The organism is Haloferula sp. BvORR071, from assembly GCF_000739615.1.
Taxonomy (GTDB): domain Bacteria; phylum Verrucomicrobiota; class Verrucomicrobiia; order Verrucomicrobiales; family Akkermansiaceae; genus Haloferula.
Genome location: NZ_BATP01000032.1, coordinates 49803 through 72276 on the forward strand (window position 1 = coordinate 49803; position 22474 = coordinate 72276).

Below are 22474 nucleotides of genomic sequence, written 5' to 3' on the forward strand. Positions count from 1 at the left end.
GTGTTGAATTCTGCCGCTGCCCCCGGTTTATCTGCGCCCATGAAACCCACTCTGTCTCTCCTCCTTCTCGCCGCGACTTGTTTGAGCTCCCATGCCATCGGTGAATGGCGGGTTCTGAAAGACGGGGAGGGCGGCCAAATCCGCGCGCGCTTCGAGGGCGTGCAAAAGGACAAGTACCTGCTGCGCCGCGAGTCGGATGGGAAGCTCTTCGAGGTCTCCCCGGGCATGCTGATGGGGGAGGACCGTACCAGCTTCGATGCGCAGGCCAAGCAGCTCTCCGAGGAGCTTGCCAAGTTGAGCAAGATGGCGGGCTACGCGCTCTTCTCCGGCACGCCTTTCGAGGTTCGCCAAGCGAGTGAGATTGCCGCAGTGCTGCACCTCGACCAAGAGTCCAAGACCAAGCACTGCGCGAGCTGGCGTGCTTACACGGGGGATTCCTACCGGCTCTTCGGCGCGCGACCTTACTCGGTGGCGCTCTACGCCGACCAGGAAGGCAATGCCTCGATCCTCTCCGCGGTCTTTTCGAACAAGGGCGATTTCAAGAGCACGATGGGCCAGGGCGAGAAGCACTTCGAAGGCAAGAGCGAGGCCGACGAAGCCAGCTTGGCGAAGGCGATGGCGGCGGATGAGCAGACAGTGCTGTCCAGCATCACGGCGGCGCTGGGCCAGCCGAAAATGGAGCATTTCGGCGACTCGCGGAAGACCCGCAAGAAGGTCATGCGCTGGGACTGGAACGGCCACTCGCTGATCCTGTCGAACCAAGAGGGCGAGTATGTTTCCCTTTCGATCGTGCCGCTGCAGCTGGCGGACGCCGGTGGCAAGACGGCCCGGGTCAAGGATGGCGACATCCGCAAGCAGCTCGCGGAGGACATCGTGAAGATGGACAACGGCGACGTGTATCTCGGCCAGATCCCGATGGTGAACCAAGGTCCGAAGGGTTACTGCGTGCCGGCCACCTTCGAGCGGGCAATGCGCACCGCAGGGATCGAGGCGGACATGTATCTGCTGGCGATGATCGGCAAGAGTGGCATGGGCGGCGGCACTTCCGTGGAATACCTGCTGGACGAAGTCCGCCAGCAAGTCCGCAGCAAGGGCCGCCGGACCGAAGACAAGAGCGTGAAGGAGCTGCGCGTTCGCGACGTGAAGGGCTACATCGACAAGGGTATCCCGGTGATGTGGACGATGCGCTCGCTGAAGCCTTACAACGAGACCGCCAACGCCAATACCGCCCGCCGCAGCAGCGTGGTGGACTGGCCGGGTTGGGCCGCCGAGATCGCGGCGAAGGCGGCGGAGGTGGTCAAGCAGGAGTCCGAGCAAGACGCCCACCACATCTGCATGATCGTGGGCTACAATGAGAAGACCAACGAGCTCGCGGTGTCCGACTCCTGGGGTGCCAGCTACGAGCGCCGTTGGGTGCCCACCACGGTCGCGAACTGGGCCAGCTCCGGCGGCTTGTTCATGATCCTGCCTTGATCGGCGCGATAGAGATTTTCGGTTGTTGAGATGCCTCGGGGTGAAAGTCCCGGGGCATTTTTCTTTCTTGGCGGGGGAGGGCGGATCACGGCTCACTCCGCCTCCCTTGAGCGCGGAACCATCAGTCATCCCATCCCGCAAGCCGCTTGATGGCTTCAGTTGTGGCTCGATGCTGGTGCTGTGCGCGCTCTGGGGCTTCCAGCAAGTGGCGATCAAGTCCGCTGTCGCGGAGATGAGCCCGGTGTTCCAAGTGGGGATCCGCTCTGCGCTGGCGGCGGTGCTGGTGACCCTGGTGATGATCTTCCGCAGGGAGAATCTGTCCTTGCGTGATGGAACTCTGCGGCCCGGCCTGCTGGTGGGTTTGTTGTTCGGCGGGGAATTCCTGGCGGTGTCGATGGGGCTGAACTACACGACCGCGGGACACATGGCGGTCTTCCTCTACACCGCGCCGGTCTTCACGGTGCTGGGAATTCACTGGGTGTCGCACGAGGAGAGAATGAACCGCAAGCAGTGGCTCGGTGTGGCGGTTGCCTTTGCCGGGATCGTCACCGCCTTCTCCGGTAGCTTCTTCGCGCCGGGTGGGAAGAATCTTCTGTTAGGGGATGCCTTGGGGATTCTTGGCGGGATCTTGTGGGCCGCGACGACCTTGGCGATTCGCGGCAGCCGTTTGTCCGAGACCCCAGCGACGAAGACCCTGCGGTATCAACTCGGAGGCGCGGGAGTGATGCTGCTGCTCTATGCGTGGCTGAGCGGCAAGACCGCGGCGACGACTTGGACTCCGAAGCTGGGCGCGAACCTGGTGTTCCAGACGCTGGTGGTGGCCTTTGCGAGCTACCTCTATTGGTTCTGGCTGCTGCGGAAATACTTGGCCTCGCGGCTTTCCGTGTTTTCGTTCCTGACACCGATCTTCGGGATCACCTTCGGGGTGGTATTGTTGAAGGAGCCGCTGGATCCGAAGTTTGTGATTGGGGCACTGTTGGTCCTGGTGGGAATTGGGATCGTGAACCGGAGGTAGGCGAAAGGCACGGCTCAGCTATGGAGTGCTGCGGCACGACGCCACTTTGGCTTGGTGTGAATCCGCCTCCCTCCAATTCGTGACCGTTGACCGCGGCATCACCTTCCCGAAGCCAAAGCTGCGTCGTGCCGCAGCACTCCATGGGACGCCCTTTGGGACAGGGAATGTTGCCGAGGTGGTCTAACAGCTGATCAAGCGTTCTGGCTCGTCGCCAGCACCGGCTGGATATGCGACTCGGAGACCAGTGCGATCATGAGGTTGTTCACCATCATCGATTTGCTCTTCTCGTCGAGCTGCACGACGTTGTCGGTCTCCAGCTTCTTGAGGGCCATCTCGACCATGCTGACCGCGCCATCGACGATCATCTGGCGGGCACCGATCACGGCGGCGGCTTGTTGGCGGCGGAGCATGGCTTGGGCAATCTCCGGAGAGTAGGCGAGGTGGGAAAGCTGGGCTTCGAGGATCTCGATACCGGCGATCTGGATGCGATCCTGGAGTTCCTGCTGCAGCGTCTCGCCGACCTTTTCCGGGGACCCGCGCAGGGAGACTTCGCCCGGCTGGTGCGGCTCATAGGGGAAATGGCTGGCGAGATGGCGCAGCGCGGTCTCCGCCTGGATGTGGACGAAGACGTTGAAGTCCTGCACGTCGAAGGCGGCCTTGGCGGTATCGACCACGCGCCAGACGACGATGCAGGCGATCTCGATCGGGTTGCCGTGGGCGTCGTTCACCTTGAGCTGAGGGCTCTGGAAGTTTGCGACCTTCAGGGAGATGCGATCCTTCGAGGCAAAGGGATTGGCGAACCAGAAGCCGGGCTCGCGGACGGTGCCGGTGTACTTACCGAAGAAGGTCAGGATCTTGGCCTCATTCGGGGAGACGATGAAGAGACCTTTGAGCCAGAGGATGCCGAGGGGGACGATCAGCACCAGAAGGTAGGGCGCCTGCTCCAGAATCGACACGATTTTGCCCGTGAAAAACAAGGCCCCCACGACGATGACGAGCAGGATGAAGGGAATGAGGCCTTGGACGCAGATGGCTTTCTTCTCGCTCATATTTTTCCGGGTTGTTGCTATGGGAGTGATAGCGGAGCGGCAGGGGAAGTCAGTGAGAAAGGAAGCTGTGTTTTCTATCAAGGTAGCGCGCTGGCCTAGCGCGCCGTGAGCGATGTGGGGATCACACGCAAGCATCGGACCTTGGAAAGGTCCGCGTGGATCGCCCGCGGCGGCCTGAGGCCAGGCCGCCCTACCATCCAGCCGCTCTTACCAATGACCGCAGACTGGTTACGCCTCGATCTTCCAAGGCCCACGCATCGGCTGGCTGATCAGCTTGTTCGCGTCCTCGTTGTCGAACTTCAGCGCCTTCGGGTCGAACTTGAGGCTCTTGTTCAAGCGGTGCGCGGTCACGCCCATGTTGACCATGGTGCAGGACCAGAAGCCGTTCTGCTCATTCAGGGCGAACTTCTTGCGGGTCCGCACGCTTTCGTGGAAGTCGGTGATCACCGGGTCGGGGTCGGGTAGTGCGTCCAGCTTCTTGGCAAGGTCCGGGATGCTGGACTCGAAGCCCTTGGTGATCCAGCCCTTCGGCCCTTCGATGTACTTGGCATCCTTGTCCTTGTTGGCACCATCGAGGATGATCTTGCAGCCGTCGGCGTAGGTGAACTCGATGCGCCGCCAGGTGCCGATCGCGTCGGCGTCCTGCGGATCGGCATCGATTTCCACCGAGATCGGCGCGGTGTGGTCCTTGTTCAGGATGTATTGCGCTGGGTCGAGGTAGTGCTGGCCCATGTCGCCGAGGCCGCCGCCATCGTAGTCCCAGTAGCCGCGGAAGGAGGCGTGGGTGCGATGCGCGCTGTAGGGCTTCTCCGGCGCAGGGCCGAGCCAGAAGTTGTAGTCGAAGCCCTCCGGCACGGGTTGCACCGGCAGGTTGGTCTTGCCGACCCAGGTGCCGAGCTTCCAGTCGAAGCCGGTCACGCCGGAGACGGTGATCTTGAGCGGCCAGCCTAACAGATCCTGCATGGCCGCCTTCTTGATCTGCTTCACCGGCACGCCCATGCCGTAGAAGTTGTCCTTGAAGCGGAACCAGGTGTTCAGGCGGAAGACGCGCTTGTTCTCCTCCACCGCTTTGATCATCGCCACCCCTTCGCCGATGGTACGGCTCATCGGCTTCTCGCACCACACGTCCTTGCCGGACTTGGCTGCGGCGATCGCGATCAGCGCATGCCAGTGCGGCGGGGTGGCGACGTGGATGACATCGATGTCCTTGCGTTCGAGCACCTCGCGGAAGTCGTGGTAGCCCTTGATGCCGTTCTTTTCGGCATCGGCATCCTTCATCCGCTGGTCGAGGTGGCTCTGGTCCACGTCGCAGAGCGCCAGCAGCTTGCCCGGCATGCCGAGGTGCGAGGCGGAGATGCCGCCGCAGCCGATGATCGCGCGGGTGATTTCTTCCGAAGGCGGAGTCTGTCCGGCGAGACCGAGCACGCGGCTCGGAACGATCTGGATCGTCGCGAGCGCGGCGAGGGACTTGAGGCTTTGGCGGCGGTTCATGGATTTTAAGTGGAGAAGAACGAAACGACTTTTACTGGGGCGGCGCTTAGTGTTTTGCATCGCCGCCATCGGCGGACTTGTCCCAGAAGGCGACGAAGAAGATCACCGCGATGACCGCGGCCATGCCGGCGGGAAAGATCCAGTAGTTCTTCCAGTCGAGCATGGCCTTGGAAATCAATGTTGGGTCCGTGCCCTCGGGATACCCCTTGCCGAACATGCCCGCCAGGCTCTCGAAGAAAGAGGGAGTGGCCTTGCCGGCAGTCAAAGCGGTCACGTTTTCGAGAAGCGGTGCTTGCCCGGCAGGTGACACCCCGAACTCTTTCATGGTATTAGGCAGGGGACTCTCGGTGAAGGGAAACTTTCCACCGAAGGCCATGCGGAAGCCGAAGAACATGCCCAGACCCTGGGTCAGGAAGACTAGCAGCGACTGCGCTTGGCCGCGGATCTCGGCGGGGGCCTTCTTGTCGGTGTAGATGAAGCCGGTGACGAAGAAGAAGTCGTAGCAAACGCCGTGGAGAGCGACGCCGAGCAGGAGCATCCACGCGACTTGGTCTGGCGCGCCGAAAGCGAAGAGCGCGTAGCGGGCGACCCAGCAGAGCATGCCGATCAGCAGCATGAACTTCACCCCGAGCTTCCGGAAGAAGAAGGGGATGAGGATCATGAAGAAGATCTCCGACATTTGGCCCAAGGTCATGGTGGAGGCTGGCTGCTTGAAGCCGGCGGCACCCAGATAGGCGGAGGTCTGGCCGTAGTAGTAAGCGAGAGGGATGCAGATCAGCATCGAGCAAACCGCGAAGACCAGGAAGGGCGGACTCTTCAGCAGCTTGAACGCGTCCACCATCAAGAGTGAGCCGAGATCAAGTGGCTTGTTCTTCGCGGGTGGCGGGGTGTGCGGCAAGGTGAAGCAGTAGAGGCCGAGCAGGAGACTGCAGATGGAACCCAGCCAAAAGATATTGAGCGAGGCGGACCAGCCTGCGGCGCCGAGTGCCAGGCCTGCGACGATCCAGCCGATGGTGCCCCAGACGCGGGCCTTCGGGAAATCTTCCTGCTTCAGGTGAGTAAAGGTGATGGTGTTCCCGAGTCCCAGCGTCGGCATGAAGCAGAGCATGTAGGCAATCATCAGCCAGACCATGAGTCCGCCCTTCTCGGCACCTTGCGGGGCGATGATGGCAATTCCGGCCATGATGGCACCGCCAATCAGCATCAGGAGCCCCATCACGCGCTCGGACGAAAACAAGCGATCCGCCACGAGGCCGAGGAAGAGAGGGGCGAAGATCGCGCCGAGGGGTGCACTTTCGTAAGCGCCACCGATGAAGTCGCCGAGCTTGTTGCCGCCCATCGCCAGCGCCAGCGTGGCGAACCACGAGCCCCAGGCGAAGAATTGTAGGAACATCATCACCGACAAGCGGGTGAGCACGGCGGGCGGGGCGGTTTTTTCCATGTTGAAGGGAGACTCGACGAGGTCTGCGCGGGGCGGCAAGCTTGAAGCATTCAGAATTCGGCGTAAATCGTCCGCTTCTCTCATGAAAAACGCGCTAATCTGTAATTTGCGCTTCCGCTGCTGAAAGCCGGAGCATGAAGTTTCGTATTCCCGTTCCGATTTAACCAAAGCACCTCGAATGAATTCCCCATCCCTTACCCGTCGAAATGTGCTTGCCGGCACAGCGGTCACTGCGGCCGTGGCCGGCTTTCCAAACCTGCTGCTTGGCCAAGGCGCGGCGAACAATGCGAAGCTGAAGATCGGCCTGATCGGTTGCGGTGGCCGTGGTTCCGGTGCTGCCACGCAGGCACTTAGCGCGGATCCGAACGTGGTGCTGTGGGCAATGGCGGATGCTTTCCCCGAGGCGCTTCAGGAAAGCCTCAAGGGCCTGCAGGCGCAGTACAGCGGCAAGGTCGAGGTGCCTGCCGAGCGCCAGTTCGTCGGGCTCGATGCCTATCAGAAGCTGCTCGAAAGCGGCGTGGATGTGGTCCTGCTGGGGACGCCTCCGGGATTCCGGCCGCAACACCTGCGCGCGGCGGTGGAGGCTGGCAAGCATGTCTTCGCCGAGAAGCCGATGGCGGTGGACGCGACCGGCGTGAAGTCGGTGGTGGAATCCGCCAAGCTGGCGAAGCAAAAGGGCGTGGCGATCCAGCACGGCTTTTGCTGGCGCTTCGCCCCGGGCGTGCGCGAGCTCTACGCCAAAATCACTTCCGGCGAGCTGGGCCGCATTTACTCGGTCTATGGTACCTACATGGGCAGCCCGCCGAAGCCGCTGCAACCAGGCATGAAGAAGCCGGACAACATGTCTGACGTGGAATGGCAGCTCCGTTGGTGGACGAATTTCGAGTGGGCCAGCGGTGGCCCGCTGCTGGAGCAGGCGGTCCACACCGTGGACAAGATCGCATGGGCGATGGGTGATGTCGCGCCGATCGCCGCCGTGGCCAATGGCGGCCGCGCCTACCGCACCGATGCCGGTAACGTTTACGACCACTACAACATTGTCTTTGAATACCCGGGCGGCGTGATGTGCCACCTCGGCGAGCGCCAATACCTTGGATGTCACACCGAAACCGTCGACCGCGTGTATTGCGAGAAGGGCACGGCGATTGCGCCGAACACCCCGATGGTCTTGGGTCTCGATGGCAAGAAGCGGGATTGGATGTTCCGTGCTGCGCCGGGATCCGAGCAGAACATGTATCAGGTCTGTCACAACGAGTTCTTCGCCGCGCTGCGCCGGGGTGAGATCATCAATACCGGGGAGTACATGGCGAATAGCACCATGCTCGGCCTGCTGGGCCGCGAGGCTGCCCACAGCGGCCAGCGCGTGACCTGGGAGCAGATGTGGGCATCGGCCCAGGATCAGGCGCCGGACACCTTGAAAATGACCGACAGCTTCCCGGTGGCACCGGTGCCGGTTCCGGGCGTGCACAAGTTCGCCTGATCCGATCCGCTTGGTTCCATTTCATTTCATATCCCGACCGGGTTTTCCACGGGGCGCGGACTGGACTTGGTCCATGCCGCGCCCTCATGCTTCTCTGCCCATGACCTCGCGTTCCCTTCTTGCCGCTTGTGCCTTGCTGGCCCCTGCATGCGTCTTTGCCCAGACGGCTGCGCCCGAAGCGCCGGCTGCCGCCGCACCGGAACTACCAAATCCGCAGTACTTCCCGGTGACCGAGAAGATCTTCGAGGTGGTGAAGAAGAAGGGCGATGCACCCGCGGATGCGGCAGCGATGAAGGCCTACACGGAAACCGTGTCGCAGGCGAAGGATGCGAAGTTCGACCTGGTGCCGGTGCCGGGCGGTGAATTCACGATTGGCTCACCCGAGTCCGAGAAGGGCCGTAAGGCCGATGAAGGTCCGCAGGTGAAGGTCGCGCTCGATCCTTTCTGGATAGGCAAGTGCGAGATGACCTGGGACATCTACCGGGCCTTCATGGAGAACGGCAAGTCCCGCAACAAGGACGGCACGCTCGACCGCGACTCTAACAACAAGACTTCCGAAGCGCCGGAAATCAAAGAGGGCGAGAGCCTCGTGGATGTCGTCAGCCAGCCGACTCCGCCCTACGTGCCGATGCACTTCGAGATGGGCGAGGGCTACAGCGCCGGATGGCCGGCGGTGGCGATGACCCATCACGCGGCCAGCAAGTTCTGCGAGTGGCTCACTGCTCAGACTGGCCACTACTACCGCCTGCCCACGGAAGCGGAGTGGGAATACGCCTGCCGTGCCGGATCGACCACCGCCTACTGCTTCGGCGATGATCCTGCCCAGCTCGGCGACTACGCGTGGTCGATGGAGAATGCGAATTACACCTACCAAAAGGTCGGCCAGAAGAAGCCGAATGCTTGGGGCATCTACGACATGCACGGCAATGTCTCCGAGTGGTGCCTGGATGCCTATGCCGCTGACACTTATGGCAAGTGGCAGGCGGGCGCGAAGAATCCCTGGGTGCCGGCGGTGAACCGCTATCCGCACTCGACCCGTGGCGGGAACTATTTCGACGGCGGCCCGGAAACGCTGCGCTCCGCGGCGCGGGTGCCCTCGGACCCGCAGTGGAAGGCGATCGATCCGCAGAATCCCAAATCGATCTGGTACTTCACCAATGGCCCTTTCATCGGCTTCCGCGTGGTGCGGCCGATGACCGTGCCGGACGTGAAGGTGATGCACAAGATGTGGAATACCGGCCCGGGCCCGAAGGAGTAGGCAGCCGCAGGCTTGAATGGCGGGCGGGTATTGCCACTATTTCGGCATGTCCGCCCGCGTCCGCGTTTGCAGTTTCTGGTTCATCGCGGCGGCCAGCTTGGCCCAGGCGCAGGCGCAGGATCTCGCCTTCGAGCGGCGGAAGTCCGATGTCGAGCTGAAGGCCCGGAGCCTTACCGAAGCCAGCGGGATGGCGGCTTCGACCCGCGATGACAGCCTGCTCTGGCTGCTCAACGACAGCGGCAGCCCGGCGGAGCTTTTCCTAACAGACATCAACGGCGCGGACCGCGGCAAGGTGCTCGTGGACGGCGTGCTGAATGTCGACTGGGAGGACCTCGCGTCCTTTGTCTTCGAGAAGAAGTCCTACCTCCTGATCGCGGACACTGGCGACAATGGCTCGCAGCGGTCGGAATGCGCGCTGCACATTGTGGCTGAGCCGGCTGCACCGCAGGCAGGCGCCCAGTTCGCGGGCAAGATCCCCGTGGCCTGGAGCATCCATTTCCGCTACGAGGACGGCCCGCGCGATTGCGAGTCCGTGAGTGTGGACGCCAAGGCCGGGAAGATCCTGCTGCTGAGCAAGCGCACCAATCCACCGATGCTCTACGAGCTGCCCTTGAAGCCGGAGAAGCCGGGCCTGCAGATCGCGAAGAAGATCGGCCAGCTCAGCAAGAATCTGCCGAATGGGATGCCGCCCATGCCCTTCGGCACCCAGCCGACCGGCATGTCGATCGCGGCGGATGGCTCGATGGCGGCGGTGGTCACCTATGCCAAGGCCTTCATTTTCCCGCGCCACGACGGGGAGTCTTGGGCGGCGGCATTCGCCCGGGAGCCGCTTGCCTTGTCTGGCCACCACCTGCGCCAGGCGGAGTCGATCGCGTTTTCCCGGGACGGGTCCTTGATCCGCATCGCCTCGGAGGGCGCGGGCAGCCCGATCGTGCTCTATGGCCGGGTGGCGGCGAAAAAGTGATGTGGCTCGCGGACCTTGCCGGGGCGGCGGATCGCGGCTAGGCAAGGCGCATGGCTCGCCGCTCTTTCAGTTTCATGCTCGCCTGGCGCTATCTCAACCCGCGCCGGGCCCTGCTTTCCGCCGTGACCCTGATCTCGGTCACGGGGGTGCTGCTCGGCGTGCTGGTGCTGGTAGTGGTGATGTCGGTTTACACCGGCTTGGAGAAGAAGGTGAAGGAGCGCGTGCTGGGGTTCACACCACACGTGCGCGTGAACTTCGTGCCCGATCACCGACTGACCGCGATCGACAACTGGCGGGAGATCGCCAACGACCTGAAAAAAGCGCCGCACGTGCAGTCCGCGACACCGGTGATCCAGGATTATGTCTTGATGGTGAGCGATGTGGCGAGGCGCCCGGTGTCCTTCAAAGCCGTCGATACCGAAGATCCCGAGCAGGTAAAGTCGCTCCAGGGAATGCTCGATAGCGGCTATCCGGAGAGCCGGGCGGACATGGGTATGGACGATTATGTCATCGTCTCCTCCAACCTGGCATCGCAAACTCGCATGCATGTCGGCGATAAGATCAGGTTCTTCTCCGCAAAGAATCTCGATGAGGCGGAGAAGATCGACAAGCTCGACCGCGAGCCGCCGCTCCGCCTCAAATACGCGGATGAGCTTGCCGCTGCCAAGGCTGCCTTGAAGACCGCTTTCGAGAGCCGCGGCGACAAGGTCTTTCTGAGCGATGACAACTACAATGAGGTCGTCACCCCATTGGGTCTTGCCTACGCGGACAACGAGGGAACGCGGCCCCAGGAAATCGCAATCCTGGAGCGCTTCGCCGAGATGCTCAAGAGCGTCGACGTGGTTGATGGCGGCGCATTGTTTGAGAAGACCGTTCCGGCCGAAGCCGGAAAGGTATTGGCAGAGCTCGATACCACCAATGTGGAGGAGATGAACGCAGAGAACGCCAAGCGTTTCCGGGAGATTATCCTGCCAAAGGAGGCGACGGTCTATGGCGTCTATCAGGCCTCGCAGATGATGCTCACACCGGATGTCCTGATGCCTCTCCATCTGGCCCAGAATCTTTCGGGCTTGGACGACGGTGTGCAGGGGATCGGGCTGCGCATCGACGATCCCTATCAGGCGGTCAAAGTAGCGGAACAGATCCAAGCCGGCATGCCGGAGGGCTGGGTGGCGGGCACTTGGCTGGATGAGTTGGGCGAGATTTCGAAGCTGCTCAACCAGCAGCGTGCGATGATGTATTTCGTGCTCTCCTTCATCATGATCATCTCGGCGTTCTCGATGATGGCGGTGATGTTCACGACCACCATCCAGAAGCGCCGGGAGATCGGCGTGATGAAGGCACTGGGTGCGGCCCCAGGGCAGATTGTAGGGGTATTCCTGAACCAAGGGATGATCCTCGGCTTCATCGGCTCGCTGCTAGGGGTAGGCTTGGGCCTGCTCGTGATCCGCTTCATCAAGCCGCTGCAGGAGGCCATGCGAGTCATGGGCTTCGATCCCTTTTCGAAATCCTTCATCGGGGTCGATGGCCTGCCGGCCGAGGTGAATCCGACCGAGGTGGTCATCATTGCCGTTTCCGCCTTCGTTCTTTGCACCCTCGCGGCGCTGGTGCCGGCCTATTTCGCCTCGCGCAGCGATGCGGCGAAATCGTTGCGGAACCTGTGAGGATTCCGGCCTTGGCCCCCTTTTCCCGTCCGCCCGATTCTAACCGGGTAGAGAATCCGAAGCCGCTTTTATAGTCGCAGAAACTGCGGCCATACGGTGAAATACGGACGTCGTGAAGGAAATTTGGGACCTAGCCACCAGCCCGGCGATGCTGCCGTTGACCATCCTGTTGGTGCCCGTCGGCCTTTACTGGCTGCTGACTCTGATCGGGATCGCGGGCCATGGACATGGCCATGCGCACGGCGGCCACCATGGCGCGGGCCATGGTCACGCCGGAGGGCATCATGGCCCGATCCACGGCGGTCACGGGCATGGGCACGCTCACGGCCCGGTCCATGGCGCCGCGGGGCATCACGGGCATGCTCCTGGCCACTCGAACGGGCACGGCCACGCCACCGGGCACCATCATCATGGCGACGGTGAGCATCATTTCTTCGGGGACCTGCTCCAAGGCGCGCTTCGAGTCGTCAATGCCGAGGAAATGCCCGTGATGGGCGTTCTCTCAGTCCTGATCCTGTTGATCTGGGGCGGCGCGATGCTTGGCAATTACTGGTTCAATCCGAGTGCGACCGGCTGGGGTGGTGCCTTGGTAATCCTGGGTGCTCTTATTAGTGCCATCATTCTCACAAGGCTGGTGCTCACGCCGTTGAAGCCACTCTTCAAGTTCCTGCAAAACGACCCCGAGCCCGAAGCTCCTCTCATCGGCCGGACCGGCTATGTCCGCACCGCCGTGGTCGATGAAAAGTATGGTCAGGTGGTGGTCGATAACCGCGGTGCCCCGATCATCGTAGGTGCCCGCTTGGCCCAAGGCAGCGAACCCATCGAGCGCAATGCCCACGTGCTTGTAGTGAGCCGCGACGAAGACTCCGGCCTCTACGTGGTTCGTTCCGCCCACTGATAAAACTCTCCCAACAACGATAAAAACAAATGTCTGCGATCCTTGCTGACTTCGCCGTCCCGTCCCTACTCACCGCGCTCATCATCGGCGGCATTCTCGTCGCTGTCATCGGCAGCGCCGTCGTCATGTCCATGTTCTACCGCAAGGCCCAACGTGGCCAGGCACTGATCAAATCCGGCGCCCGCGGCACTAAAGTCAGCTTCAACGGCATGACCGTGTTCCCCGTGGTCGAGCGCATGGAGAGCATGGATATCTCCCTGAAGCGCGTGGAAATCGACCGCGTCGGCAAGAACGGCCTGATCTGTAAGGATAACATCCGCGCGGATATCAAGGTCGCTTTCTTCGTGCGGGTCAACCAGACCGAGGAGGATGTGCTGCGTGTGGCGCAATCCGTGGGTTGCGATCGCGCCTCCAGCGCGGCTGAGATCCGCGACCTCTTCGACCCCAAGTTCTCCGAGGCGCTCAAGACCGTGGGCAAACGCTTCCTCTTCACTGAACTCTATGAAGAGCGCGAGACCTTCCGTGACGAGATCATCAAGATCATCGGCACCAACCTGAACGGCTTCATCCTAGACGACGCTGCGATCGACTACCTGGAGCAGACGCCGCTGGAGATGCTCGACCCCGAGAACATCCTCGACGCGCAGGGTATCAAGAAGATCACCGAGCTGACCGCGGTTGAAGCGAAGCTTTCGAACAACATCGTCCGCGACAAGGAGAAGGTCATCAAGCAGCAGGACGTCGAGACCCGCGAGGCGATCCTTGAGCTTGAACGCCAGCTCGCCGAAACCGAGGCCAAGCAGAAGCGCGAGGTCGAGAGCGTGCGTGCCCGTGAAGAGGCGGAAACCCAGAAGGTCCGCGAGGAAGAGCGCCAGAAGGCCGAGCGTGCCCGCATCTCCGCACAGGAAGAAATCGACGTTGCCACCCAGAACAAGGAGCGCCAGGTCCTCGTGGCCCAGCGCAACAAGGAGCGCACCGACGTGGTGGAAGTGGAGCGCGTGAAGCGCGACCAGGAACTCGAATCGATCGAGCGCGAGCGCGTGACCACGCTCAAGGGCATCGAGAAGGAGAAGGCCGTGGAAGTGGAAAAGAAGGCCATCCAGGACGTCATCAAGGAACGCGTCGCGGTCGAGAAGCTAGTCGTCGCCGAACAAGAGCGCATCAAGGACACCGAGGCCTTCGCCGGCGCGGATCGCGCGAAGCAGGTCAAGGTCACCTTGGCCGAGGCTGCCGCGCAGGAGGATGTCATCCGCAAGGTTAAGGAAGCCGAGGGTACCCAGCAGGCTGCTCAGCTGAAGGCCGACCAAGAACTCTATCAGCGCGTGAAGGCGGCGGAGGCTTCGAAGAAGTCGGCCGAACTCAAGGCCGAGGAAGTCGTCATCTCCGCGGAAGCCGAGCAGGCTGCCAGCGAGAAGCAGGCCTCCGCCAAGAAGTTGCTGGCGGAAGCCACCGCGAAGGAAGCTGCTGCCGTGGGCCTTGGCGAAGCCGAGGTGATGATCGCGAAGGCCGATGCCACCCAGAAGCAGGGCACCGCGGATGCGGAAGTGAACCGCCTCAAGTTCGAAGCGGAAGCGGAAGGTATCAACAAGAAGGCCGAGGCGATGAAGCTATTCGAATCCGCCGGCCAGTCGCACGAAGAATTCAAGCTGCGCCTGGAGAAGGAGAAGGCCGTGGACCTTGCTGGCATCAATATCCAGAGGGACATTGCCCAGGCCCAAGCCTCCGTCATGGGCGAAGCGATGAAGGCTGCCAAGATCGAGATCATCGGTGGCGAAGGGAAGTTCTTCGACCAGATCGCCGGTGCCATCTCGCGCGGCAAGTCGGTGGACCGCATGGTCGCGAACAGCGAAGTGCTCGGCGACGTGAAGGACACCTTCTTCAACGGCGACCCGGACTACTTCAAAGCGCAGCTCAAGGAATGGGCAGGCCAGTTCGGTGTCACCGCTGAAGACGTGAAGAACCTCACGGTCAGCGGAGTCCTCGGCAAGCTCCTGGTCGACGCCACCGGTGACACCCGCCGCAAGCTCCTCTCCTTCCTCGGCACCGCCGACCGCTTCGGCCTGGCCGATGAGAAGGCTGCCAAGGTGCTTCGTTAAGTGGCACCACGAATCGGACGAATCCAACGAATCTCTTTGGATTATGGAGCTGATCTATAAGCAGGAAGCCTTCGACATCATCGGTGCGTGCTTTGAGGTCTATAACGAGATGGGCAGCGGATTTCTGGAGGATGTCTACCAGGAAGCGCTGGAGGACGAGTTGAGCCGTAGGCTCATCCCATTCGTTGCCAAGCCGAAGCTGGAGATCTACTACAAGGGACGTTTGCTTACCAAAAAGTATGAGCCGGATGTCGTTGCTTGGTCGAAGATCATCGTTGAATTGAAAGCTGTGAGCGGCCTCACGGATGAACACCGTGCTCAAGTCCACAACTACCTCAAGGCGTCTTCCTTCCAATTGGGCATTCTCGTGAACTTCGGCAAGCCCAAGGACCTCCAATACGAGCGCATCGTCCGCTGACTGGCGCTTCTCCAAGAGATTCGTTCGATTCGAGAGATTCGTGGTGCCTCCCTCTGCCTGAACTATTTCCATGCCTGAAGAACCCCCAAAGCCCGACCAACTCGAAGGTGGCGCGTATGAAGTCATCCGCGCCCGGTTGGACAAGCACGCCGCGACCCTGCGGACGGGCCTGGATGCCCTGAACTCCGAACGACTGCAGGTCTTCGGCGGGATCGAGACCGCGCTGCTCGGCACGGAGCGTGTGTCGACTGAGCACAACTGCATCGCCCGCGACCTGGTGGCGATCGGCAAGCGTCGCTTCCTTTTCGGATACAACATCCAGTTCGGCCTGAAGCAGACGACGGACGTCAAGGACGTCTTCGCTGCCTACGACTTCAATCCAGAGAGCCGCTCTTTCACCCAGTTGCCGGTGGAAGAAGTGCTGCGCGATCCGAAGTTTGCCGAGGATTTCGCTTACCTCTTCAAGTACTACCGCGAGGCGGTCTTCCTGAAGTTCATGGTCATCGGGCCGCACCTCTACCTGGTGATGCGGGCCGGCAAGACCGTGGATGACATCAAGGCCTTCAAGTGGCGCTTCGCCGGTGATGGCCAGCTTGAATACATCGGCAACCGCTTCGACCACGAGTGCGTCTTCCCCGCGCAGCAAGAGTTCGAGTGGAAGCGGGTCCACCGCGGAATGCATCGCTCCGGCGAGCACCCGCACATCTCGATCGAGGACCGCGTCTTCGTCGAGACCGTCGGCGGCGACCTGACCGTGAAGGTCGAAGACAATACGGCCAGCGGCCAAGGTATCTACTCCGAGCCGGTTACCGAAAGCGACCAAACGCTCGACGACGCGGAGATCTTCTACGCCTGCGTCGGCTCTTTGATCCTATTGCGGATCCTGCCCTACCGCGAGTCGCTCCACCGCCATCTCGTCTTCAACGAAAAGACCAAGACCGTCCATCGCATTGATGCGATCGGAGACTCCTGCGTGCTGCTGCCGGATGACCAGGGCGTCATCTTTGCCAATGGCTACCTGCTGCAGAGCGGCGAGGTGAAGACCTTCGACCACGGCCTGCTCGACATGCGCTATGAGCGCAAGGTCGCCAGCGCGAACGGTGAAGACGTCCTCTACTCCTTCTACAACCGTGCTGCGGGCACCTACGTCCTGCTCTCCTACAACCGGATCAAGCAATCGGTGGAGACGCCGATCGTCTGCTCCGGCTTCTCGCTCTTCGGCAATGGTCAACTCGTGCTCTTTCGTGAGGAGGATCAGGCCCAGAAGCACCATGCCCTCCAGATCTGGCAAACGCCGTACCTGGACGATGAGACCAGCGCCGCCGCCGCCACCGACAAGGAATCCTTCCTCTACAAGGTCGGCAACCCCGAGCTGGTCCGCGGCATGGCGGAGGCACGCGAGCTACTTACGCTGCTGCAGAAGGACGACTCCTTCGCAGGCCTCTACATGGACATCGTCAAGCGCTCCAGCGACCTGCTGGATGCCTACTTCTGGCTCGACCGCGCCGAGTGCCAGTCGCTCGCCGCGCCGGTGCGCGAGATCAAGCGGGCGGGTGAAGCGGCCATCGGCGAATTCGACAAGGTCCAGAAGCTGCGTGCTGTCGCCAGTGAGCGCACCACCGCAGTTCACACCGCGGTAGAGAAGCTGGTCCGAGAGGCGAAGAACTCGCCGCCGGATGCCCTGCAGGGCTTCGTCCACCAGCTTGCCGGCCTGCGCAAGCTGCGCGGCGAGATCATCGGCCTGCGCGATGTCCGCTATGCAGATCCGGTCGCCATCGCCGCCTTCGAGAAGGAGGTCGTGGAGACCACCGATGCCGTGTCCGCGCGGACCGTCGAATTCCTGTTAGGCGAGGAATCGCTGAAGTCTTATGCCGCGGCGATCGACACGCAGGAAGCGGCACTCACCAAGATCGCCAAGGTCACCGAGGCCGATGAAGTGGCCACTGCATTGGATCAGGCGGCAGCGGAGCTGGAGATGCTGATCGAAATCGTCGGCGGCCTGAAGATCGCCGATGCCACGCAGACCACTGCGATCATCGAGCGCATCTCCGCGCTCTACGCCCGTCTGAATGGCACCCGCGGCTCGCTGCGCAACCGGCGCAAGGAACTCGCCCGCGGCGAGGGCGAGGCCCAGTTCTCAGCGCAGATGAAGCTGCTTTCGCAGGCGCTGGCGAACTACCTCGACCTCTGTGACACGCCGGAGAAGTGCGATGAATCGCTTACCCGCCTGATGGTTCAGGTGGAAGAACTCGAAGGCCGATTCGCCGAGTTCGACGAATACATCGAGCAACTCTCCAGCCGCCGCGAGGAGATCTACGATGCCTTCGAAGGCCGCCGCACGCAGCTCGTGGAGGCCCGCGGCAAGCGCGCCGGAGCCTTGTTCAAATCCGCCGAACGCATCCTGGCCGGTATCCGCAACCGCGTTTTGTCGCTCAAGGAAGTGGAGGAGATCCACTCCTACTTCGCGACCGACCCGATGATCGAGAAGGTCCGCGACCTGATCGGCCAGTTGCAGGCCTTGGGAGATTCGGTCAAGGCGGACGACCTCCAGACCCGCCTCAAGACCCTGCGCGAGGACGGCGTGCGCCAGCTCAAGGACAAGAAGGATCTCTATGTCGACGGCGAGAACGTCATCCGCTTCGGCAAGAATGCCTTCAACGTGAACACCCAGCCGCTGGAGATGGCGATCGTGCCCCATGAGGACGCGATGGCCTTCCACCTCACCGGCACCAAGTTCTACGAGCCGATTATTGATGCCGACTTCCTCGCTGCCCGCGAGGCATGGGATCTGGAGGTGCCGAGCGAAAGCCCACGCGTAGCGCGTGCGGAGTATCTGGCCTGGCGTTTCCTGGAAGCGGACGCGCCCGGCCGACCCGGGGAGGCGCGGGGCACCTTGCTTCTGGAAGACATCCAGGCCTTCATGCAGCCACGCTATGCGGAGGGCTACACCAAGGGCGTGCACGATGAAGATGCGGCGAAGATTCTTGCCCAGCTTTTGACGATTCACGCGGAGGCAGGCCTCTTGCGCTTCGGTCCCGCCGAGCGTGCTGCCGCGTTGTTGTTCTGGGATTCCTGGGAAGATTCCGGCAAGGCCCGGCTCGCGGCCCAGTTAGCCTCCTACGGGAAGCGTCGTAGTTTGTTTGCTGGCGGCGATGAAGCCGAGCGCTGGAAGGCGCGCCTCGCCGAGGCCTTCGTCAAGTGGCGCGGAGACTACGGTCTGTTCCAGACCGTAGAGGAGTCGGACGCTGCAGAATACCTCGCGGAAGAACTGGCCGCGGGAGGCAGCTTCATCGTGTCCTCAGCCGCAGCGGAGCTGGTGAAGGCGCTCAACCAGGGCTTGGTCGCAAAGCGGGCGGAAGCGGTGTTCAAGGAATCGCTGGGCGGTGACGAGGTGCCGCCTTCCGCGAAATACGAAGTCGCCCGCGATTGGCTCGCCGGTTTCGCGGCCAGCAACGACGCCTTGCAAGGAACCCCGCCGGAGTTGGCCGATGCCGTGATGGACGAAGCCGCGGTGCATCTCGCACGCGGTGGATTCGAGCAGCGCGCGGTGAAGTCTGTGCCGCTTTCCTTCCACGTGGAAGGCTTGCGCTCGAGCCACACCCGCATCGTCAATGGCGGTTTGGAAGTTCACTACAGCGAGTTCCTCGATCGCTTGGAGCGCCACGAGCGCACCGACGCCGCAGCCTTCCGTGCGCTGGCCGAGCGCAAGAGCAAGCTCACCTGTGCCAAGCGCGAGCAGATGCGCCTGGACGAGTTCAAGCCGAAGGTGATGAGCGCCTTCGTCCGCAACCGTCTGATCAACGATGTCTATCTGCCCTTGATTGGCGACAACCTCGCCAAGCAGCTCGGCACCGCCGGTGCGAATACCCGCACCGACCGCATGGGCCTGCTACTGCTGATCTCGCCGCCCGGCTACGGCAAGACGACGATCATGGAGTACGTCGCCAATCGCCTCGGCCTCACCTTCGTGAAGATCAACGGTCCCGCACTCGGCCACCGAGTGCTCTCCCTGGACCCCGCAGAGGCTCCGAACGCCTCTGCCCGCATGGAAGTCGAGCGCGCCAACCTCGCGCTGGAGATGGGCGACAACGTGATGCTGTATCTCGACGACATCCAGCACACCGATCCCGAGTTCCTGCAGAAGTTCATCAGCCTTTGCGACGCCCAGCGTAAGATCGAAGGCGTGTGGCAAGGCAAGGCGCGGACCTACGATCTCCGTGGTAGAAAGGTCGCCGTGGTCATGGCGGGCAACCCCTACACCGAGAGCGGTGGCAAGTTCCAGATCCCGGACATGCTCGCGAACCGCGCCGATACCTACAACCTCGGCGACATTCTCGGAGGTCACGAGGCAGCCTTCAAATCGAGCTACATCGAGAACGCGCTGACCTCGAATGCCGCGCTCTCGCGTCTCGCGAGCCGCTCGCAGAAGGACGTGCTGATGCTGATCCGCTACGCCGAGACCGGCAGCCGCGACGGTGCCGATTTCGAGGGCAACTACACGCCTGCGGAGGTCGAGGAGATGCTGGCCGTGACCAAGCACCTCTTGGCCGTGCGCGATACCATCCTGCGGGTGAACCTGCAGTATATCGCCAGCGCCGCGCAGGAAGACGCTTATCGCAACGAGCCGTCCTTCAAGCTGCAAGGCTCTTACCGCAACATGAACCGCATCGCGGAGAAGGTCCTGCCGCTGATGACCCCGGAGGAAGTCCGCCAGATCGTCGTCGACCACTACCGCAGCGAGTCGCAGAACCTCACCACCGCCGCGGAGGCGAACCTGCTGAAGTTTTACGAGATGGAAGGCCTCCTCGACGAAGTCCAGGCCACGCGCTGGGCATCGATCAAGAAGGAGTTCAACAAGCGCAAGGTCTTCGGTGCCGGCGGTGAAAATGATCCGGTAGCTCGCGTGGTCGCCCAGCTCACGCAGTTCAACGACGGCCTCGAAGCCATCAAGGAAGGCATCGCCCAAGCCGGTCGCAGCTATGCCCAGCCGCAATCGCTCGCCGAGCAAACCGTCGGCCAGCTCCGCCAGATCATCGAGGGTCTCCGTGCTGTGCCCGTGCAGGTGGATATCAAGGTCGTGCCGGTGCAGGACGACAACCACAGCATCGAACAGATGGAGGCCCCCGCAAAGCCGTCCTTGTCCTTCGATCCCGACGTGAAGCAGGGCTAAGCACCAACACTGCGGTCCTGCGCCAGCAAATCGATTCCCACCACGCAGAGATCATCGTCGAAGCGCCGGGCTGGCGAAAACTCGCGCACTTCGCTGAGCACCTCCTGGAGCAGCAGTGCGGTCGGCAGCGGGAGTCGGCTGCCGATCGATTCCTTGAGCCGGTCCATGCCGTACTCCTCCGCGTCCGGACCGTTGATCTCGAACAGCCCGTCGGTGAAAAGCAGCAGCGCATCCCCCGCTTCCAACTGGCACTCTTGGGTGCGGTACTTCACGCCCGGCACCAGGCCGAGTGCCGGGCCTGCTCGCATATTCTCAAGCCGCAGCGAGGCTACATTCCCCGTTGCGCGCTGCAGGTGCAGTGGCCAGGGATGGCCGGCATTGGCGTGCAACACCCGGCCGTTCTCCACATCCACCACCAGATAGCAGGCCGTGACGAACAGCGTCGTTTCCGTGCCGCCGAGCAGTCCGGCGAGCTCGCGGTTGATCTCCGTGATGAATCTGCCCGGATCGGTGGCAAATTGCCGGAATTCCTCGAACAAGCCGCGCATCATCGCCGTGATCAAAGCGGCCCGCACGCCGTGGCCCATCGCATCGCAGATCGCCACCCCAATCTGGGTTTCGGATAGCGGCAGGATCGCGAAGAAGTCGCCGCCGACCGCGCCGGAGGCCTCGTAGGCGTGATGGAAGCAGAGGAGATTCGGGCCCACGCCTTCAGGTGGGAAATGGGGCTGTTCCCCCGGCAGCCACGCGAGCTGGAATTCCCGCGCGAGCGCCAGGTCCGCCTCGAGTTCCTCGTTCTTCGCGCGCAGCTCGGCGGTCCGTTCCGCCACCCGTTGCTCCAGTTCGAGGTTCAGCTCCTTGAGCCCGGCCTCAGCTCGATCCCGCTCCGTCCCGCGCTGTTCGAGCGATAGCGCCATGGCGTCAAAGGCATGTGCCAGCTTTCCGAGTTCCCCGTGACCGTAGCGGATTTCAGAGCGCGCGCGGAGATCACCTGCCTCGAGTCGTCCGGTCGCGCGGACCAGAGCCCTCACCCGGCGCAGGATCACCCAGTCCGCGCCATACCACGCCGCGGCGAGGGCGAGTCCCCCCGCCAAGCCCAGCAAGCTGAGGTTGCGTTTGAGGATCCGGTTGGCCTCGGCGTAGGCCACTGCGGTGGGCACGCCGATGTTCACGCTGACGAAGCCTGAGCCCTCCGCACCGCGCAATTGGGTGAAGGCGAACAAGCGTGGCACGCCAGCCGAGTCCAGCGCTTGGGAGGTGCCGTGGTGCAGTCTCGAGATGGATTCCCAGATCGGTTGATCCTTCATCGATTTCCCGCGCTGGCTTTCCGGATCGGGCCAGTGCACCAGGACGGTGCCGTCGCCATCGACCACCGTCAGCGTGCCGCCTTCGGCCAGTTCCGCCTCCGCGGCGAGCCGCTCCATCCACGACAGATCCAGGGCGGTGAAGACGATCCGGCGGATCTTGCCGGCCTCGTCCCTGAGCGGATAGCCGAAGTTGACGCTCGCCTTGCCCGTGATCCGGCCGATCTGGTACTCACCCATGGCAAAGCCTCCGGTTCGCACGGCGCGCTGGAAGTAACCGCGGTCCGCCAAGTTGAGGCCCGGCGGCAAGGGCACGCCGCTGGCAAAGGGGCGACCGTCCATTTCGATGACCCCGAAGTTCAGATAAATCGGATATTGGCGCAGCAGGTCTGCCAGCATGGCGCTCGCGGCCGCCGGATCATCCCCGCGCAGCTCGGGCAGCCGCGCCATCATCACCAGCAGCTGGTGCGAGCCCTCGATCATGCGCTCTTGCTGCGCCGAGGCGAGCCGCGCCAGCCGCAAGGCATCGGACTGGACATCGGCCGCGGCCCGCTTGCGCTGCTCTGCCGCCGTGTAGAGCGTCAGGATGAACGCCGGCAGGACGCCAAGCAGGACCAGCACCAGCAAGCGGGTGCGCAAGCCGGAGAGGCGGGCGACCACCTGGCGCAGGCGGGACCTGACGGAATTGGTGGGAGGGGTAGCCACAGCTTTTGGGGCTTCTCATTGGTAGCCCCATGGCGCGCCCCGCCACAA

14 protein-coding genes are annotated in these 22474 nt (G+C 62.5%); 10 read left to right on the forward strand and 4 right to left on the reverse strand.

The window, feature by feature from the left end; translation table 11 throughout:
- The first annotated feature begins 39 nt into the window (after window positions 1-39).
- Window positions 40-1473, forward strand: a complete 1434-nt coding sequence (locus BV071_RS18080; RefSeq protein ID WP_035610257.1) for a C39 family peptidase — start codon at window positions 40-42, stop codon at window positions 1471-1473.
- Between the two features lie 106 nt (window positions 1474-1579).
- Window positions 1580-2488, forward strand: coding sequence for a DMT family transporter (locus BV071_RS18085; RefSeq protein ID WP_265594576.1), 909 nt, complete (start codon window positions 1580-1582; stop codon window positions 2486-2488).
- A gap of 191 nt (window positions 2489-2679) precedes the next feature.
- Here BV071_RS18085 and BV071_RS18090 read toward each other — a convergent pair whose 3' ends face one another.
- The 3 genes from BV071_RS18090 to BV071_RS18100 form a co-directional block, all read right to left on the reverse strand.
- Entirely contained in the window at window positions 2680-3537 is an 858-nt protein-coding gene (locus BV071_RS18090) for an SPFH domain-containing protein (protein WP_035610259.1), read from the reverse strand.
- 228 nt (window positions 3538-3765) lie between these two features.
- Window positions 3766-5028 carry a Gfo/Idh/MocA family oxidoreductase gene (locus BV071_RS18095; RefSeq protein ID WP_035610263.1) on the reverse strand — a complete coding sequence of 421 codons (1263 nt, stop codon included), beginning with the start codon at window positions 5026-5028 and terminating at the stop codon, window positions 3766-3768.
- 46 nt (window positions 5029-5074) lie between these two features.
- Window positions 5075-6469 carry an MFS transporter gene (locus tag BV071_RS18100; protein ID WP_035610524.1) on the reverse strand — a complete coding sequence of 465 codons (1395 nt, stop codon included), beginning with the start codon at window positions 6467-6469 and terminating at the stop codon, window positions 5075-5077.
- A gap of 178 nt (window positions 6470-6647) precedes the next feature.
- Between BV071_RS18100 and BV071_RS18105 the strand changes: the two genes are divergently transcribed.
- The 8 genes from BV071_RS18105 to BV071_RS18145 all read left to right on the forward strand — a co-directional run bounded on the left by BV071_RS18105 (window position 6648) and on the right by BV071_RS18145 (window position 20417).
- Complete coding sequence (locus BV071_RS18105; RefSeq protein WP_035610273.1) at window positions 6648-7949, forward strand: Gfo/Idh/MocA family oxidoreductase; 1302 nt, start codon at window positions 6648-6650, stop codon at window positions 7947-7949.
- A 100-nt stretch (window positions 7950-8049) separates the two neighbouring features.
- Window positions 8050-9207 (forward strand): formylglycine-generating enzyme family protein, encoded by a 1158-nt coding sequence (locus BV071_RS18110; protein WP_052573528.1) that lies wholly within the window; start codon window positions 8050-8052, stop codon window positions 9205-9207.
- 46 nt (window positions 9208-9253) lie between these two features.
- Window positions 9254-10171: a hypothetical protein gene (locus BV071_RS18115; RefSeq protein WP_035610275.1), complete on the forward strand. Its 918-nt coding sequence runs from the start codon at window positions 9254-9256 to the stop codon at window positions 10169-10171.
- A 50-nt stretch (window positions 10172-10221) separates the two neighbouring features.
- Window positions 10222-11835, forward strand: coding sequence for an FtsX-like permease family protein (locus BV071_RS18120; protein ID WP_035610277.1), 1614 nt, complete (start codon window positions 10222-10224; stop codon window positions 11833-11835).
- A 112-nt stretch (window positions 11836-11947) separates the two neighbouring features.
- Window positions 11948-12733, forward strand: a complete 786-nt coding sequence (locus BV071_RS35505; protein ID WP_265594578.1) for a hypothetical protein — start codon at window positions 11948-11950, stop codon at window positions 12731-12733.
- A 29-nt stretch (window positions 12734-12762) separates the two neighbouring features.
- On the forward strand, window positions 12763-14829 hold the full coding sequence (locus BV071_RS18135) for a hypothetical protein (protein ID WP_035610283.1): 2067 nt from the start codon (window positions 12763-12765) through the stop codon (window positions 14827-14829).
- 43 nt (window positions 14830-14872) lie between these two features.
- Complete coding sequence (locus BV071_RS18140) at window positions 14873-15247, forward strand: GxxExxY protein (RefSeq protein ID WP_265594579.1); 375 nt, start codon at window positions 14873-14875, stop codon at window positions 15245-15247.
- A gap of 70 nt (window positions 15248-15317) precedes the next feature.
- Window positions 15318-20417, forward strand: a complete 5100-nt coding sequence (locus BV071_RS18145) for a DNA repair ATPase (protein ID WP_052573530.1) — start codon at window positions 15318-15320, stop codon at window positions 20415-20417.
- Here the strand turns inward: BV071_RS18145 and BV071_RS18150 are convergent.
- Window positions 20414-22426, reverse strand: coding sequence for a SpoIIE family protein phosphatase (locus BV071_RS18150; RefSeq protein WP_081886075.1), 2013 nt, complete (start codon window positions 22424-22426; stop codon window positions 20414-20416). The genes BV071_RS18145 and BV071_RS18150 overlap by 4 nt on opposite strands.
- Window positions 22427-22474: the final 48 nt, after the last annotated feature.

What these genes read in the sequence shown, in the direction of transcription:
- BV071_RS18100 (WP_035610524.1), bottom strand. Translation starts at nt 6,469, where the DNA reads ATGGAAAAAACCGCCCCGCCCGCCGTGCTCACCCGCTTGTCGGTGATG.
- BV071_RS18115 (WP_035610275.1), top strand. Translation starts at nt 9,254, where the DNA reads ATGTCCGCCCGCGTCCGCGTTTGCAGTTTCTGGTTCATCGCGGCGGCC.
- BV071_RS18095 (WP_035610263.1), bottom strand. Translation starts at nt 5,028, where the DNA reads ATGAACCGCCGCCAAAGCCTCAAGTCCCTCGCCGCGCTCGCGACGATC.
- BV071_RS18140 (WP_265594579.1), top strand. Translation starts at nt 14,873, where the DNA reads ATGGAGCTGATCTATAAGCAGGAAGCCTTCGACATCATCGGTGCGTGC.
- BV071_RS18120 (WP_035610277.1), top strand. Translation starts at nt 10,222, where the DNA reads ATGGCTCGCCGCTCTTTCAGTTTCATGCTCGCCTGGCGCTATCTCAAC.
- BV071_RS18135 (WP_035610283.1), top strand. Translation starts at nt 12,763, where the DNA reads ATGTCTGCGATCCTTGCTGACTTCGCCGTCCCGTCCCTACTCACCGCG.
- BV071_RS18080 (WP_035610257.1), top strand. Translation starts at nt 40, where the DNA reads ATGAAACCCACTCTGTCTCTCCTCCTTCTCGCCGCGACTTGTTTGAGC.
- BV071_RS18105 (WP_035610273.1), top strand. Translation starts at nt 6,648, where the DNA reads ATGAATTCCCCATCCCTTACCCGTCGAAATGTGCTTGCCGGCACAGCG.
- BV071_RS18145 (WP_052573530.1), top strand. Translation starts at nt 15,318, where the DNA reads ATGCCTGAAGAACCCCCAAAGCCCGACCAACTCGAAGGTGGCGCGTAT.
- BV071_RS18090 (WP_035610259.1), bottom strand. Translation starts at nt 3,537, where the DNA reads ATGAGCGAGAAGAAAGCCATCTGCGTCCAAGGCCTCATTCCCTTCATC.
- BV071_RS18110 (WP_052573528.1), top strand. Translation starts at nt 8,050, where the DNA reads ATGACCTCGCGTTCCCTTCTTGCCGCTTGTGCCTTGCTGGCCCCTGCA.